This window comes from Streptomyces guryensis, assembly GCF_021261325.1.
GTDB classification, from domain to species: Bacteria; Actinomycetota; Actinomycetes; order Streptomycetales; family Streptomycetaceae; genus Streptomyces; species Streptomyces guryensis.
Map to the genome: position 1 here is coordinate 360,720 of NZ_JAJSBI010000006.1, position 15,012 is coordinate 375,731.

A 15,012-nucleotide genomic window follows, 5' to 3' on the forward strand; every position below is an offset into this window, starting at 1 on the left:
GAGGCGTCAGCCAACCGCGTTGTCGACGCCCTTTTGGGCGTGGCCCCAGGCGGTGGAGGAGCTGGTGCCCTTGCGCTCGACCTCGCCGAGGGCGTTGGTGATCTGCGTGGTCACGTCCTGGTCGTGCACGCCCAGCACCTGGACGGGAGAGGTCTCGGCCGCCTTGCCGAAGAGCTCGCCGATCGGGGCGTTGCTGAAGTAGGGGTCCTTGACGTCCTTGACCCCCGCGATGGCGCCGAGGTTGGAGGGGAAGCCGCCCTGCTTCTTGAAGAGCTTTTCCTGCTGCGGCGCCGCCGTCAGCCACTTGACGAGGTCGTACGCCTGCTTCGCGTGCGACGAGCCCTTGGGGATGGCCAGGTAGGAGCCGCCCCAGTTGCCCGCGACACCGCCCGGGAGCGGGGCGACGTCCCACGTGCCCGTGGCCTTGGCGCCGGCCTGGCCCTTGATGTAGCCGAGCATCCAGGCCGGGCAGCCGATGGTGGCGAACGACCCGCTGCTGAACGCCTGGTTCCAGGCGGGGCTCCACTGGGCAAGCTTGGCGCTGAGGCCGTCCTTGGCGGCCTTGACCGAGGTGTCCCAGGCCGACTTGACGGCAGCGTTCTTGTCATAGATCAGCTTGCCGGAGGCGTCGTAGTAACGCTCCTTCTGCTGCCCGACGATCAGCTGGTAGAGGCTGCCCACGCTGTCCATCCAGCGGCTCTTGGCGCCGGCCTTGGCCTGGTACTGCTCGCCCAGTTTCAGGTAGTCGTCCCAGGTGGCCCACTTCTTGGCCAGCTCGGCGCGGTCGGTGGGCAGCCCGGCCTTCTTGAACAGATCGCTGCGGTAACAGATCGCCTCCGGGCCGACGTCGGTGCCCAGGCCCATGACGCGGCCGTCGGAGGTCGTGGCCGCAGCCCACTTGGCCGCGGAGTAGTCGCTCTTGAGGCTCTTGGCGCCGAACGCGCTCAGGTCCTCGAACTTGTCGGACTGCTGCTGGGTGACCGCGGCGATGCGGCCCACCTCGATGCCCTGGATGTCCGCCAGACCGCCGCCGCCGGACAGCCGGGTCTGCAGCGCGGGCCAGTAGTCGGCCTCGTTCTCGGTGCTGGACTCCTTGATGGTGACGTTCGGGTGGAGCCTCTCGTACTCCTTGTACAGGCCGGCTTCCTTGAAGCCGAAAGTGCCGAAGAGGCCGATGGTGATCGTGACCTTGCCGTTCTTGTCGGCGGTCGATCCGGACGACCCGGATCCGCAGGCGGCGAGCAGAGCACCGGCGAGTGCGACCGCCCCGAGTCTGCGGGTGGCGCGGCGTGCGGCTCGGGAGATGGGCATGGAAGCCTCCCATGGCTTCGGGACGGGACGCGAGGCGCATTGCAAGAGCGCGGAATGAGAGCGCCGGATGAGAGCGCTCTCAAGCTGTTTCCAGGAGGCTGCCGCAGCGGCCCTGGCTGCGTCAAGAGTTGAATGGGTAACGGATTGGATCCAGCCAACCCTTCGAAAGCCCACCGGGACACCCCTGACCAGGCGAGCTGGACTTCACGACGGTCTGCCGTGGGGCCCTGAGGCGTCGACCTCGACGTCTGCGCCCATGTCGGCCCATGTCGGCCCGGATCTGGCCGGGCTCCGGTCTGGCGCAAACCAGGCAGGTCTGACAGCGGAAGTCGAAGATCTGGGCGGATCTTGTTGTCTCAGTGGAGCAGTGGAGCAGCTTCGGCGTCTGCCTCGCAGGCCCGACGAGGAGTTGGGTGCGGATTTCAGGGAGCGCTCTCAGGAGGGGGAGACAGACTCAGCTGTCTGGGCCGGCTACGAGCGGCTCAACGCCGGGGCGTGGGAGGAATGGAACGCCCCCCTGTGGGAGCAGCCGCTGGAACTTTTCGACGCCATGTTCACCCACGGGGTACGGGCTCACTACGTCACGACGGTGCTGTGCGCGCCGCTGCTCATACGCACTCCCGACAGCATGGTGGTGACCGTCTCCTTGGCCGTGCCGCCGTGCCAGAGGGCGAGCAGCACGTCTTCGGCGCCGCCTACGGCATGGCCAAAGCCGCCGACGACCGACTGGACCTCGCCACAGCCGAGCAGCTACGACCGCATGACGTCACATCGGTGGCCCTCCACCCCGGGCTGGTACACACCGAGGGGGTGATGCAGTTCAGTCGGGCACGTGTTGGTGGACGGACACCGTGTGGTGACGGGGACCACCATCGGGGAGTGCGGCAAGACGACGAAGGGCGGACTGCACGCCTTCACCTACAAGGCCGGTGACGCCAAGCCCGCCGGGCCCGCCGCTCCGGCGGCGGCCAGCTGCTCGGTGTACATCTCGGACGTCTCGTTCCACGGGGCCGGCGCCGGGGCGTGGTTCCAGTGGGAGACCTCGCAGGCGTGCAGCGGCTCGTTCGGCTCACAGAAGCGGGCAGACACAGATGTGGCGCAGCTCCTGGAGCGGACCGCGCGGCTACAACAACTGGCACGGCACGGGACTGACCTCGAACAGCTTCATCGACTACGGACGGTCGACGGACTGCAACGACGGGGGCGGCACCTACTCCTACTACCCTGTGATGCAGGGCTACGCCAGCGGGATCGGCTGGGGCCCCAAGACCCGCTCCGACAACGATCTGCGCAAAGGATGCGGGACCAGGTCTCCGAATCCGCAGGAGAGACGCATGGTCGAACAACCCCCCACTCGGTACTCGCCTGAAGGTACGCCCCTGGGGCGTGGCGCGAAGGACATCAGCTTCACCACCAGCTACTCCACTGAGACCCCACGGGCCCGCAAGCTGCGGTGGCTGATCAGGGACGTGCTTCGTTGGCCGGTGAAGAACAGCAGGTGAACCACTGTCTGCGAGCGCCGAACGTGACTGGGCCCGCTCCGCCGGAACACCACGTGGGGAGGGCCCACTCCCGTCGGGAGAGGTTCGTCGGCTCCGGTAGCAGCGGAGAAGGCCACGAGGCGCAAGGGGGAGCACAGGCGTCCAGAGCGATCGTCGTACGGCTCGATGCGCTCGCCCATGGCCCTCATTCGCCCCCGGTGGATTCCTGCCGGGGCCGAGTGGGCTCAGCGGTTGACTTCGAGGTTCGTCAGGACGAGCAGGACGCGCAGGAGTCCGGTCGCACGGGCGGGGTCGCTGCGGAGTTTGGTGAGGATCCGCCAGTTCTTGAGGTGGGTGAAGCCGTGTTCGACGGGGGCGCGTCCGGCGGCCGGCACACGGTTCGCCTCCTTCTGTCCGGCGGTCGGCTTGCGGTAGCGGGTGGCCTTGAAGCCGGCGACGATGCCCAGGTCGTCGGGGGCGTCGGGCTTGTCCACGCCGAGGAAGCCCAGGTCGGCGAGCGCGCCGAGACCGGCCGCCTCCAGGTGTTCGACGAGATGGTCGTGGCGGGCGACGGTGGCGTCGTGGGTGCGGCCGGGCCGGGCGGCGCAGATCCGGATCAGCCATCCCTTGTCGTCGGTCAGGGCGAGGAAGTGCAGGCCGTGGCGGTGGTGCTTGCGACAAGGGACACGGTGTCCCCGCAGTGCTCTTTGTTCTTCTTCGCACAAGCTCAACGAGCCCTGGGGACACCCCCGTTACGGAGCATCCAGGTCGGCGATCTCGTCCGGGTCGGAGCCGAAGCGCCCGTGCTCGGGCCGCGCGCTCGCAGGCGACACGTACTTCGGCAGTGAAGGCAGCTGAACCTCCTGCTGGACCCGTTCGACGAGTCGAAGCCCGGCGGGTCGGAGCAAGTCACCGACTTCGGTGTCGGTCAGAATCACGGCAGCACAGTAACCCCAGGTCATACCGCCCACACCGGATATTTCTTGTTCCACGAGCCCAGGCGGCTACGACCCGCTGGTCACGAGTTCCCCCGAAACGAGCCGCACCCATCGAGGTCTGCGGGGCCAGGCCCGCGTGGTGCCGTGCCTGGCCCCGGTGGGTCAGTTCTGCAGGCGCCAGTGCTGGTTCGCACCGCCTGTGCAAGTCCACAGCTGCACTTTCGTCCCGTTGGCGGTCGCCTGGCCGCTGGCGTCCAGGCAGAGCCCCGACTGCACGGCTGTGATCGTGCCGTCGGGATTGATGTTCCACTGCTGGTCTGCCTGCCCACTGCAGTCCCAGATCGCCGCCGCGGTGCCGTTACCCGCGGACTGGCCGACGCCCAGGCACTTGTTGCCGTAGACGACCAGCTGCTTTCCGGCGGAGTACGTCCACCGTTGGTTGGAGCCGCCGTTGCAGTCCCACAGCTGTGCCTGCGTGCCGTTGGCCGTGGTGGAGTTGTTGATGTCGAGGCAGCGCCCCGACTGCTGGCCGACGATCTCCTGGTTGCCGGACGGCGGTGGCGGGGGCTGGTTCGAGCCGAACTGGGTGAAGAACTGCCACACCGCCCCCGACGTCCAGGTGCGCCAGCCGTCACCGGTGGAACCGTCTATCGGACCGGGGTCGTGGCCCGCTCCGTCGAACGCGGCCCAGACGACGGGGTATCCGGACCTGCATCCGGAGTAGGTGGTGATGATGTGCGTCAGGCTTCCGTAGGCCGGCTCGGGCGGATTCTGCGGGGTGCAGCCGTTGTTCCGGACGAAGGTGTCGCGCAGGTCCCGTCCCGACTGGATGGGCAGCACGTTGTCCCTGAGGCCGTGCAGTCCCATGTAGGCGATGGGCTGATTGCCACCGTCGCACCCGCTGAGGTTCGCGCCGGAGTAGACCGCGACCGCGCGGAAGACAGTGGCCCGGGAGCAGGCGAGGGCGTAGGACATCGCGCCGCCGTAGCTGAAGCCGGCGGAGAACAACTGGGTGGTGTCGACGCACAGACCTGCTTCGATCTGGCTGACCATGGCGTCGACGAAGGCCACGTCCTGGCCGCCGGGGTTGGCCCAGCCGTTGCCGTTCCCCTGGGGGGCGACGAAGATCGTGCCGTTGTTCGCGTTGTCCGCAAGGCGCCGCAGGCCGTAGTAGGACCAGTTGTACCCGTCCGTTCCGCCCGAGTCGACGTCGCCTGCCGTGCCGCCCCGCCAGTGGAATCCGAAGATCAGCCGGTAGGGGTGGTTGCTGTCGTAGCCGGCGGGGACCCGCAGGATGTAACTGCGCGTCTGGCCGCCGCTCTGGATCGTGTGGGTACCACTCGTCAGCGTCGGAGCCTTCCCACAGCCGGCGGTCGCCCCGACGGCGCTGGTGGTGGCCGACGAGGGTGCGCCGAGGCCTCTGCTGAAGGAGGTGCCCGCGGCTGACAGGACGAGAAGTAGCGCCGCCGCGATGGACAGTAAGAGCGGTTTGGGTTTCATGCAGACCTGCTTCCTTGGGTCGAGGGGTGGACAGGGAGCGTCGGTCGCCGGGGTGGTTCAGACGGCGGTGATGGTCCACTCGTTGTTGGTGCTGGAGTTCGGCGTCCACAGCACCGTGGTCGAGCCGACCGTGGTGCTGCCGCTGCCGTCGAGGGCGGTGCCGGTGCCCCGGTTGACGATCTGGTAGCGGCTGTCGCCGAGGCTGGTGAGCGACCACTGCTGGTTGTTGCCGCCGTTCCAGGTCTCCTGCCGGGCCGGAGCGCCGTTCGCGGAGTTGCCCCAGCTGTCGGCGGCCATGCCGTTGGTGCGGTTCATGATGCGGTGGTAGCCGTTGCCCAGGTCGATCAGCTGCCACTGCAGGTTGGTGCTGCCGTCGTAGTTCCACTGCTTGAGGTTGGAGCCGGCGGCGACGTTGCCTCCGCTGTCGAGCACCAGTCCGCTGGTCGCGTTGGCGATCTTCACCCAGGTCGTGGAGCCGCCCGGTGCGCCCAGGACGGGGATCTCCCCGGAGAAGGTCAGCTTGACCGTGTACGCCAGGGCGCTGAACGGCGGGTTCGACGAGGGCATGGCCAGGTGCAGGCCGGAGGCGTCCTGGGTCGGCGCGGGCAGGTCGACGTAGGTGCCCGCGGCGTTGTTGAGCAGTTGGGCGCCGGTCAGGCTGCCGAGGTTGATCTGGTTCGAGTTCAGGGTGGTGATGGTCATCGTCCCGCCCTGCCAGCCCAGCGCGGTGGCATAGAGGACCTTGTTGTCCTGGGTGCGGGTGAACCGGATGTCCTGCGGTTTGCCGGCCACCGGTCCGCTGAAGGAGCCCCCGCCCATCTTGGTGGGGCCCTCGCCGTAACTGGTCCAGGAGCGGGTGCCGTAGACGGCCTCCCCGAAACGGCCGAGCCAGTCGCCCATCGCGAGCAGGATGGTCTGCTGCCCGGAGGGAATGGTGCCGTCGGCCATGGGGGCGATGTTCAGCAGCATGGTGCCGCCCTTGCTGACCCGGTCGACCAGCGAGTGCAGCAGTGCCTGCGTCGAGTAGTAGCCGATGCCGACCGTGTAGCACCAGCTGGAGGAGGAGATGCTGTCGTCGGTCAGCCAGTACGGAGTGAGCAGCCCGGCCGGGCCGCCGCGCTCGAAGTCGTAGACCTCGCCCTTGTTGTCGAGGCCGTCCTTGTAGGTCGCGACGACGTCCTTGTTCCAGGCGACGGCGCGGTTGTAGTAGTACGCGAGGAACTGGAGCCGGTCCGATTCCTGCACCAGGTTGAGGTCGAAGTCCTGCCAGAGCAGGTCGGGTTGGTAGCCGTCGACGACCTCGACCAGCTTGTCGTACCAGAGTTGGTTCTCGGCGGCCGAACCCTGCTGGCCGAAGAGGATGCGCAGGGCCGGGTCGGACTGGTTCGGCACGTGGTCGTAGAAGCCGTTGAAGTGGTAGGCGTGGTGGAGGGAGGCCATGAACTTCAGGCCCTGCCCGCGGATGGCTTGCGCGTGCAGCCCGACGAGGTCGAGCCTCGGGCCGTGCCGGACCGAGTTCCATGGGTTGGCGCGGCTGTTCCACATGGAGAAGCCGTCGTGGTGCTCGGCGACCGGGCCGGCGAATCTGGCGCCCGCGGACTTGAACAGCCGGGCCCAGGCGTCCGGGTCCCAATTACCGCCCTGGGAAGCCAATTTGGGGGCGAACTGCACGAAGTTGCCTGCCTTGTCGCGGGCTCCGTCGATGAAGTTGTTGTACGGCCATACCGAGGGGTCGCCATAGGTGGCGATGTGATGCTTGTTCTCGTTCGAGCCGCCGATGTACATGTTGCGCGGATACCACTCGTTGCCGAACGCCGGGACGCTGAAGACGCCCCAGTGGTAGTAGATGCCGAACTTGGCGTCCTGGAACCAGGCCGGGGCCGGGGGGTGCTGGTCGACGGAGGACCAGCTCGCGGTGTAGCTCGACGGGCCATCGGTCGCGGCGGCCTCGGGGGCGAACCGCAGCAGGCCGAAGGCCGTGGCCGCGCCGGTCGCTGCCAGCAGTCTGCGCCGGCTGATCGGGAGGGGGGACGAAGTCATGCGGAGCCTCTCAGCGTCATTGACGGGGTGGGTGGTCTCGGCCGTCACCGGATCAGTTGCGCGTCCACTTCTGGTTGCCGGCGCCGCTGCAGGTCCACAGCTCCAGCAGGGTGCCGTTGGCCGTTCCCGCGCCGGTGGCGTCCAGGCACAGGCCGGACTGGACGCCGGTGATGGTGCCGTCGGCGTTGAGCGTCCACTTCTGGTTGCCGCCGCCGTCGCAGGTCCAGATGTCGACCTTGGTGCCGGGGCTGGTGCCGCTCCCCGAGGCGTCCAGGCATGCGCTGCCGTAGACCCTCAGCTCACCGGTCGAGGTGCTCGTCCACTGCTGGTTGCTGCCGCCGTTGCAGTCCCACAGCTCCACCTGGGTGCCGGACGTCTGCGACTGGTTCGGCACGTCCACGCACCGGCCGGAGGAAGTCCCGACGATCGTGGCGGTGGTGCCGCCGCCGGTTCCGCCGCTGCCGGGGGTGAGGGACAGGTTGTCGAACTGTGCCGTCTCGCCCTGACTGGTCGCGTAACCGACCTGTCCGCCGGCCCAGGTGGGGTCGTTGACGGAACCGACCGTGGAACCGTCGATGACGGCGGTGACGGTGGTGCCGGAGAAGGCCAGCGCCAGCCTGTGCCACCGGTTGGTGCCCAGCGCCGTGGTCGTGCCGCGGGCGAGGGTGGAAACGGTGCCGTTGGTGCTGGAGCTCAGGATCGACCAGGCTCCGGTGTCGCTCACCCGCAGGTGGTAGGCGTTCAGTTGGCCGGTGCTGCCGTAGTCCTGCCCGTTCGCGCGGCCGATCAGCTCGGCGTATCCCGGCTGTTCGAGCAGCACGTCGGACGAGACGGTGTAGTTGCTCCAGCCCACGTCACCGAGCAGGGCGTGCGGATCGGACAGCGCGTCCCAGGTGATCGGTTTCTGCGGGCTCATCTGGCGCACACACCTGCCGCTGCGGCCGCCGCCGCAGCCCGCCACCTCGAAGGCGCCCTGCCAGTCCATGAGGTACTTCGCCTCGGTGCCGGTGGCGTAGCCGTCGAAGGAGTCGCTGTACGGCAGGCTCATCGCGCCCGGGGCGGGGCCGGTGGCGGTGCCCTTGCCCTGGCCGGTCGTGGTGGTCAGGGTGTAGACGCGATGGGGCTGCACGGTCAGGCTGAAGCCGCCGCCGGACGGAGTGATGTCCGTGGTGTGCACGAAGTAGTCGGCGGGGTTGCCGGAGTCGACGTCGGTCGACCAGACGTGGACGGTTCCGGTGGACAGCCCGCCGGTGACGTTGAAGTTCAGGGTCTGGGCGCTGCCGGCGTCCATCGTCTCGATGACCGTGGAGTAGTCGGACTTGTCGGTGGACTTCAGCGAGACGTAGCTGCCGTTGTTCCGGTTGCCGCCGATGTAGCCGCTGGAGGCGTCGAGGTACTGCCAGCCCGGGGCGGTGAACTGGCTGGTGTGCGCCATCACCCAGGCGTTCTTGCCGATCGCGTAGTGCCCGGACCACGGCTGTGAGGCCAGGGCGAGACCCATGGTGGGATACGGCAGGTTCGGCGTGATCGCCGCGACCACCGGCCAGTTGAGATACGCGGTCATCCGGCCGTCGATGTAGCCGCGGTTGATGCCACGCGCCACGGCCGGGGCTCCCCCGTTGTAGTCGTCCGAGCCGTTCTCGCTCGCCCACAGGGTCTTGCCGGTCGATGTGGCGGCCGACGGCACCGAGCAGTTGGACTGGGCGGAGCGGTAGCCGCAGGGGTAGTGCGTGCCGATGACGCTCACCGAGGAGGCGAACGCCGGGTTGGAGTTGATGTCACCTGCCACGGACCAGTCCGAGTCGGCCGCGACGATCTTGACGCTGCCGTAGCCGTTGCTGTTGAGCGCGCTGCGCAGTTGCTCGTACCAGGAGACGTTGTAGCCGCGCTCGTTCCACCCGCCCAGGTAGTCGATGCTCAGCCCGTGCTGTTTGGCGCAGCCCAGCCACGAGATCAGGTAGTTGGTCATGTCGGCGGACCAGAAGTTCCCTCCGCCGATCCAGCCGGGCGCGCCCCAGGCGAGTCCGTACAGCTTGATGTCCGGGTTGCGGGCTTTGGCCTGCTCCATCAGCCACCATTCGTAGCCTCGGTCGCAGTTGAGGTCGGAGCGGGTGTGCTGGTGGCTGGGCTCGGCTCCCGAGGTGGAGTTGGTGTCCCCGCCGATCTCTGCCTTGAGGATCTGCAGGGAGGCGCCGTAGCCGGGCCGGAAAAGGTAGTCGAGGATCTGGCCGCGTTGGGGCTCGGGATAGTCGATCAGGAGTCTGCTGTTGCCGCCTCCGCCGCTGATCGCGCCGACGCCGTCGAAGGTTCGTCCGCCGGACGCGCCGTTGATGGTGAGGGAAGTGGCGGCTTGGGCGGGAGCGGCGGTAGTGCCCACGAGGCCGCCGACGGTCAGAATGAGGCCCGTGAGCACGGCCGTCGAGGCGCGCAGGCGCCGCAGCAGCCGTCTGAATGCTGACACGGTGGGTTCCTTTCGCAGGTAGGAGGTGTCCGCGTCGGGTGCGGTGTCAGCGGACGACGAAGTCCTGGTTGGTGCCCGGCGCGTTCTTGCACTGCCACTGGTCCAGTTGCTGTCCCGCGTTGCTGCCGGCGCCGTAGACGTCCAGGCACAGGCCGCTGTTGCGGTTCTGGAAGGCGTACGAGCCGTCGGACTGGCGCACCGGCAGCCACAGGCCGTTGGCCGCTGTGCCGGGGGCCTGTTGGACGATGTCCGGGGTGCCCGCCGCCGTGGAGCCGCCGGCGACCGCCACGTCCTGGCCGGAGCTCTGGGCCCGCAGTTCGCCGTAGCCGTCCGAGGCCGGCACGAACTGGAACTCCTGGTTGCCCTGCCCGTTGCAGGTCCACTGGTCGATCGCGGCGCCCGCGCTGCCGGAGTTGCCGTACACGTCCAGGCACAGGCTGTTGTTGGCCACGACGAGTTGGTGATCGCCGTCCGGGAACGCCCCTCCTCCGCCGCCGGACGAGGCCGGTGTCAGGTAGACGGCGAACGCGTCGTGGGAGCCCTGGAATGTGAACGGCACGGTGATCGAGTTGCCCGAGGCGCTCACGTTCTGGTCGTACACGGTCTGTGGCGCGCCGAGGGGTGCCTGGTCCGGGATGCGGTGGACGGTGACGTGGACGCTGCCGGCGTTCGTCAGCCAGGGCACGGACGACAGCCCGTTGAACGTCACGGACACGGCGCCGGTGTAGCCGTTCGAGTCGCCGATGACGGCCACCGCGCGTCTGGCGGCGGAGTCCTCGGAGGCGGAGATCGCCGTAGAGCCGACCTGGCCGGAGGTGTCGACGAGGGTGCCGGTCATGTCGGCGTAGTCCCTGAGCGCCCACCAGTTGCCCGTCGGCTGCCAGCCGCCCCCGCTCTGGGTGAGGACTCCTGTCAGGTTGGGGGTGACACAGCACACCCAGTTGCCGCGCATCGCGTTGGCGTACCCGGACTGGGCGAACCGCGCCAGGTACCAGGCCGTCACCCCGGCGGTCTGCCGGTCGGCCGGCTGGTACTCGTTCGAGGACAGCGGCAACGGGCCGATGCCCGCCGCGGTCAGGTCGCTGTCGAGGGTCTGCGAGACGGTGACCGGGTCGTCGACATCGCCCTCGTTGTGGTTGGTGATCATGTCCGGCACCGTCCCGGCCGCCTTCACATGCGCGAGCCAGGTCTGCCATTCACCCGGGCTGTGCTGCGGGTTGAACGCGAGTGACGGTCCCACGATCTGTGCCCCGGGCGCGATGCGCCGGATCTCCCGGTAGGCGGTGTCCCACATCTGGAAGTACTGGGTGCTGTTCACACCGCGGGTCCAGAAGACGGAGATGTCGGGCTCGTTCCAGATGTCGTAGGAGAACTTGAGCCCCGAAGCCTGCAGCGGTCCCACCGTGGAGTCGATGAAGCTGACCCAGTTGGAGCAGTCGCCGTTGTCGCACGGGTACCTCGTGTTCGACGGTTGGCCGCCGTTCGCGCCGTAGATGTCGCTGACCAGCACCTGGTACTGCGCGTGGTAGGGCGGCCGGGTGAGACGCTTCGCCTGCGCGGTGATCGAGTCGAGGTCGGCCCGGGTGGCCGAGCCGTACTGGTAGCCGTCCTTGATCCAGCCGCCGGAGAACCATCCGCCGCCGCGGAACGCGTTGATCCCCAGCGGCTGCAGGAACTGGTCCGCGGGCTGGCCGCCGTCTTCGCTGATGCCGTAGAGGAACCCCTCCCCCACACCGGTCGACGGTCCCCGGGTCGACGCCAGGTTCACGCTCAGCGACGTGCCCGAGGCGGCCTGGCTCGACACCGTCGACAGCAACGGCAGCACGAGTGCCAGGACGAAGCCGACCAGCAGTATCAGACGGCCGGGTCTCACTCTCGTTCTCATCCGATCCTCCTGCGATGGGGCGCCGCAGCGCTGCGGCGCGGCGACATGCCGGGGCGGCGTCGGGATGCCGCCCCGGAGTCGAGCGCGGGTGCCTCACCGGGTCAGTTCAGCGTCCATTGCTGATTGCTCTGGCCGTTGCAGGTCCACAGCTGCGCGGGGGTGCCGTTGGCGGTGGCGGCGCCCGTCACGTCCAGGCACAGTCCGGAGGGGGCGCTGGTGATGGTGCCGTTGGCGTTCAGCGTCCACTGCTGGTTGCTCTGGCCGTTGCAGGTCCAGGTGATGACCTTGGTGCCGGGGCTGGTGCCCTGCCCGGAGGCGTCCAGGCACAGGCGGTTGCCGCCCAGGGAGACGGTCAGCTCGTGGGAGATGCTCTGGGACCAGGTCTGGTTCGCCGCTCCGGTGCAGTCGCGGATCTGTGTCTGCGTGCCCGGTGTCGTGGACCCACCCGGCACCTCAAGGCACCTGCCCGCACCCACCGCGTGCAGCGCACCCGTCGTGCCACCGCCGCCGCTTCCCGCCCCGTAGCCGGCGGCGGTGATGCTGGTCTGGACGGCGTTCTCGGTGGCGTCGGAGGGGTAGCCCGCGGTCATCGCGCCTTCGAAGAACTCGCCCACGCCATTGGGACTGTTGTCGCCGCCGGTGCCGAGCAGGACGGAACTGTCCACCTTCATCGGCGAGTAGCCGTTCGGCAGGGGGCCGGAGAAGGTGGTGGTCAGCCCGCCCGCGGCACCGTTGCCGTACTTGAGAGTGAAGTTGCTTGTGCCGTTGTTCTTCAGCCACGCGCTGACGAACGGGGAGTGCACGCCAGGGTTGTTCGGGTCCTTGTTGGAGCCGGTGTTGGTGTGGAACATGCCGTTCTCCAGGTCGGCCTCGACCCACGGGCCGCTGCCGGTGCAGCCGTTGAACCAGCAGGCGTTGCCCCAGTAGATGGCGTTCATGGTGGCGTTGCCGGTGTCGGTGTGGGAGTTCTCACCGCTGCCGTAGTCGAAGCAGCACCACTGGTTCGTGTAGTTCGACGACGTCACCATGTAGATGCCTTCCGGCTGAGAACCGGTGGCCACGCCGCTCGCGTGGTCGATCCGGTAGCCGACACCGGGAGTGACCTTGACGCCGAAGACCTGGTGGCCGGCCGCGGTCACCGGCAGGGCCATGGCGTCCGCTCCGACGTCGGCCCCGTTGGGACCGGGACCCTTCCAGTAGCCGCCCCATGAGATCGGCAGGTCGTTGTGCCTGGTGGTCTGGTCGTAGATCTTCGTGATCGTGCACGACGTGCCCGCGCAGAACGACACCTGGGAGGCGGCGTCGGCGTACCCGCCCGCTGCGAGCACCCCGATGTCGCGGTAGCCGTGGTCGGAGGACCGCTGGATCTGGTACAGCGGCCCGTTGTACGCCGCGAAGAGCGCCCTGGTCGTCGAGTGGGCCGTCACACACGGCGTTCCGCCCGCGGCATAGATGTCGCACGGAAGCGACGTGTCGGCCGTGGAGGCGTTCGCCGCCGGGTGGACCGCGGCGGGCGGGCCGGTCCGCGGGGGTGTGGCGAAAGCCGGTGAGCCCAACGCGGCCAGGGCCATCGCCAGGGCGATCAGGAGCACGGCCGGGAATCGCCTTCCTCGGCGATCGCTTGCTGATCCGGGCAAGGTGACCTCCTCTGTGGCGCTGCCGCTGTACGGCGGCACCGAAGCTGCCGGTGGCCTGGGCGAGGGACGGGTCATCCCAGCGTCCACCGCTGGCCGCTGCTGCCGTTGCAGGTCCACAGCTCGGCGAGGGTTCCGTCAGCCGTGGCCCCTCCCGTGACGTCCAGGCACAGGCCGGACTGGACGCCGGTGATGGTGCCGTTGGAGTTCAGCGACCACTGCTGGTTTGTCTGGCCGTTGCACTGCCAGATCTCCACCTTCGTCCCTGGCGTGGTCTGGTTGTTGTAGGCGTCCAGGCACATCTGGCCGCTGCCGGAGTAGACGGTGAGCTGGTTGGAGGTGGAGTGCGTCCACGTCTGGTTGGAGCCGCCGTTGCAGCTCCAGATCTCCACCTGGGTACCGGCGGTCGTGGCGGAGTTCGGTACGTCCAGGCACTTGCCCGCGCCGACCGCGTGCAGCGCACCGGTCACGCCGGTGCCTCCGCCACCGCTGGTGCCGCCCGCGACCCGGTACATGACAGTGCCGTGGGCCGGTACCGAGGCGCTGATGGTGCCGGAGGTGGTCGCGGACGCGCCCGACCACAGGTCGGTGAGGGTGTAGGCGGACGCCCCGGTCTTCCCGACCGCGGCCGCGGTGGTGGAGATGGTCGCCGTCGAGCCCGTCTCGTTGAACAGCGCCACCGAGACGTCCCCGCCCGCCAGCGGCTTGGCCAGCACGTCCAGGCCGCCCGAGGACGACACCATGGTGCCCTGTTTGCCGAGCGGGTCCTGGTCGACCGCGATCACCCGGGAGTTGGTCAGGACGGACAGGGTGTCGGAACTGGCCGAGGGGATGTTGGTCCCAGCGATGAGCGGCGCGGCCATCTCCGCCCACAGACTGAACTCACTGCGGCTCTCGGTGGCCGTCATCGAGCCGTTGCCGACCTCCAGCATGTCCGGGTCGTTCCAGTGGCCGGGTCCGGCGTAGGAGGCCAGGCCGACGTTGCTGTGGAAGATCGACAGCATGCTGGAGAAGGTCGGGCTGATGTCTCCGGTGGTGCGCCAGCTGTTGCCCACGTCCGCGCCCCAGGTCCACACGTTCTCCTGGCCCCAGTTGCACAGGCTGTACAGGATGGGCCTGCCGGTGGCCGCCAGGGCGTCCCGCATCGCGGTGTAGCGGGTACGCGCCGGCGCTCCGGTGTTGTTGCAGTTGTCGTACTTCAGGTAGTCCACGCCCCACGACGCGAACGACTGCGCGTCCGTGGTCTCGTGCCCCAGGCTGCCCGGGTATCCGGCGCAGGTCGCGGTGCCCGCGTCCTCGTAGATCCCCAGCTTCAGCCCCAGCGAGTGCACGTAGTCCGCGGTGCCCTTGATGCCGTCGGGGAACTTGGCCGGGTCCGGTACCAGGTGGCCGCCGGAGTCGCGGCTCTGGGTCATCCAGCAGTCGTCGATGTTGACGTACGAATAGCCCGCCGCCTGCATGCCGTTGGTGTGCATCGCCTGGGCGGTGGACTTGATCAGTGCCTCGGAGACGTTGCAGCCGTACGCGTTCCAGTCGTTGAAGCCCATCTGCGGGGTCGGCGCGAGCCCGTTGCCGAGCGCGGCGGCGGGCTGCGCCGTGCCGAGCGAGAGGAGGGGGGCGGCCGCGGTGAGCAGTACGGCCGAGAAGGTGAGCGCCAGGGTTCTGCGCAGGGAGCGCAGTGGGGGCAGCGGCCGAAGGCGCCTGGCTCTCGCGGTGATCGTGGGCATAAGTCATCGGCTCCTGGGTGGAGTTGGGGAAGCTG

At 68.6% G+C, this 15,012-nt stretch carries 11 protein-coding genes; 1 reads left to right on the forward strand and 10 read right to left on the reverse strand.

Translation table 11 applies throughout. The annotated features are described in order from the left end of the window. Positions 1–6: 6 nt before the first annotated feature. Together LJ657_RS15580 and LJ657_RS15585 are read right to left on the reverse strand one after the other, a co-directional pair. Positions 7–1,311 (reverse strand): ABC transporter substrate-binding protein, encoded by a 1,305-nt coding sequence (locus LJ657_RS15580; RefSeq protein ID WP_232649190.1) that lies wholly within the window; start codon positions 1,309–1,311, stop codon positions 7–9. 918 nt (positions 1,312–2,229) lie between these two features. Then, positions 2,230–2,400 carry a hypothetical protein gene (locus LJ657_RS15585; protein ID WP_232649191.1) on the reverse strand — a complete coding sequence of 57 codons (171 nt, stop codon included), beginning with the start codon at positions 2,398–2,400 and terminating at the stop codon, positions 2,230–2,232. Positions 2,401–2,402: 2 nt separating this feature from the next. On the opposite strand from LJ657_RS15585, the gene LJ657_RS15590 reads away from it, so the two are divergent. Continuing rightward, positions 2,403–2,813 (forward strand): hypothetical protein, encoded by a 411-nt coding sequence (locus LJ657_RS15590; protein WP_232649192.1) that lies wholly within the window; start codon positions 2,403–2,405, stop codon positions 2,811–2,813. Between the two features lie 224 nt (positions 2,814–3,037). Here the strand turns inward: LJ657_RS15590 and LJ657_RS15595 are convergent, their stop codons facing one another. From LJ657_RS15595 to LJ657_RS15630, 8 genes are all read right to left on the reverse strand, one after another. Next, on the reverse strand, positions 3,038–3,517 hold the full coding sequence (locus LJ657_RS15595; protein WP_232649193.1) for a transposase family protein: 480 nt from the start codon (positions 3,515–3,517) through the stop codon (positions 3,038–3,040). Between the two features lie 27 nt (positions 3,518–3,544). Further along, entirely contained in the window at positions 3,545–3,730 is a 186-nt protein-coding gene (locus LJ657_RS15600) for a hypothetical protein (RefSeq protein ID WP_232649194.1), read from the reverse strand. Between the two features lie 162 nt (positions 3,731–3,892). After that, on the reverse strand, positions 3,893–5,230 hold the full coding sequence (locus tag LJ657_RS15605) for an RICIN domain-containing protein (RefSeq protein WP_232649195.1): 1,338 nt from the start codon (positions 5,228–5,230) through the stop codon (positions 3,893–3,895). Between the two features lie 57 nt (positions 5,231–5,287). Beyond that, entirely contained in the window at positions 5,288–7,270 is a 1,983-nt protein-coding gene (locus LJ657_RS15610; protein WP_232649196.1) for an alpha-L-fucosidase, read from the reverse strand. Between the two features lie 52 nt (positions 7,271–7,322). Next, positions 7,323–9,731, reverse strand: a complete 2,409-nt coding sequence (locus tag LJ657_RS15615) for a ricin-type beta-trefoil lectin domain protein (RefSeq protein ID WP_232649197.1) — start codon at positions 9,729–9,731, stop codon at positions 7,323–7,325. Positions 9,732–9,777: 46 nt separating this feature from the next. Next, the gene (locus LJ657_RS15620) at positions 9,778–11,616 is read right to left on the reverse strand and encodes an RICIN domain-containing protein (RefSeq protein ID WP_232649198.1); all 1,839 of its coding nucleotides are present in this window, start codon (positions 11,614–11,616) and stop codon (positions 9,778–9,780) included. A gap of 101 nt (positions 11,617–11,717) precedes the next feature. Further along, positions 11,718–13,208 (reverse strand): arabinofuranosidase catalytic domain-containing protein, encoded by a 1,491-nt coding sequence (locus LJ657_RS15625; RefSeq protein ID WP_232649199.1) that lies wholly within the window; start codon positions 13,206–13,208, stop codon positions 11,718–11,720. Positions 13,209–13,324: 116 nt separating this feature from the next. Beyond that, positions 13,325–14,977, reverse strand: coding sequence for a glycoside hydrolase family 27 protein (locus LJ657_RS15630; protein WP_232649200.1), 1,653 nt, complete (start codon positions 14,975–14,977; stop codon positions 13,325–13,327). Positions 14,978–15,012: the final 35 nt, after the last annotated feature.

What these genes read in the sequence shown, in the direction of transcription:
- LJ657_RS15610 (WP_232649196.1), bottom strand. Translation starts at nt 7,270, where the DNA reads ATGACTTCGTCCCCCCTCCCGATCAGCCGGCGCAGACTGCTGGCAGCG.
- LJ657_RS15605 (WP_232649195.1), bottom strand. Translation starts at nt 5,230, where the DNA reads ATGAAACCCAAACCGCTCTTACTGTCCATCGCGGCGGCGCTACTTCTC.
- LJ657_RS15580 (WP_232649190.1), bottom strand. Translation starts at nt 1,311, where the DNA reads ATGCCCATCTCCCGAGCCGCACGCCGCGCCACCCGCAGACTCGGGGCG.
- LJ657_RS15620 (WP_232649198.1), bottom strand. Translation starts at nt 11,616, where the DNA reads ATGAGAACGAGAGTGAGACCCGGCCGTCTGATACTGCTGGTCGGCTTC.
- LJ657_RS15630 (WP_232649200.1), bottom strand. Translation starts at nt 14,977, where the DNA reads ATGCCCACGATCACCGCGAGAGCCAGGCGCCTTCGGCCGCTGCCCCCA.
- LJ657_RS15590 (WP_232649192.1), top strand. Translation starts at nt 2,403, where the DNA reads ATGTGGCGCAGCTCCTGGAGCGGACCGCGCGGCTACAACAACTGGCAC.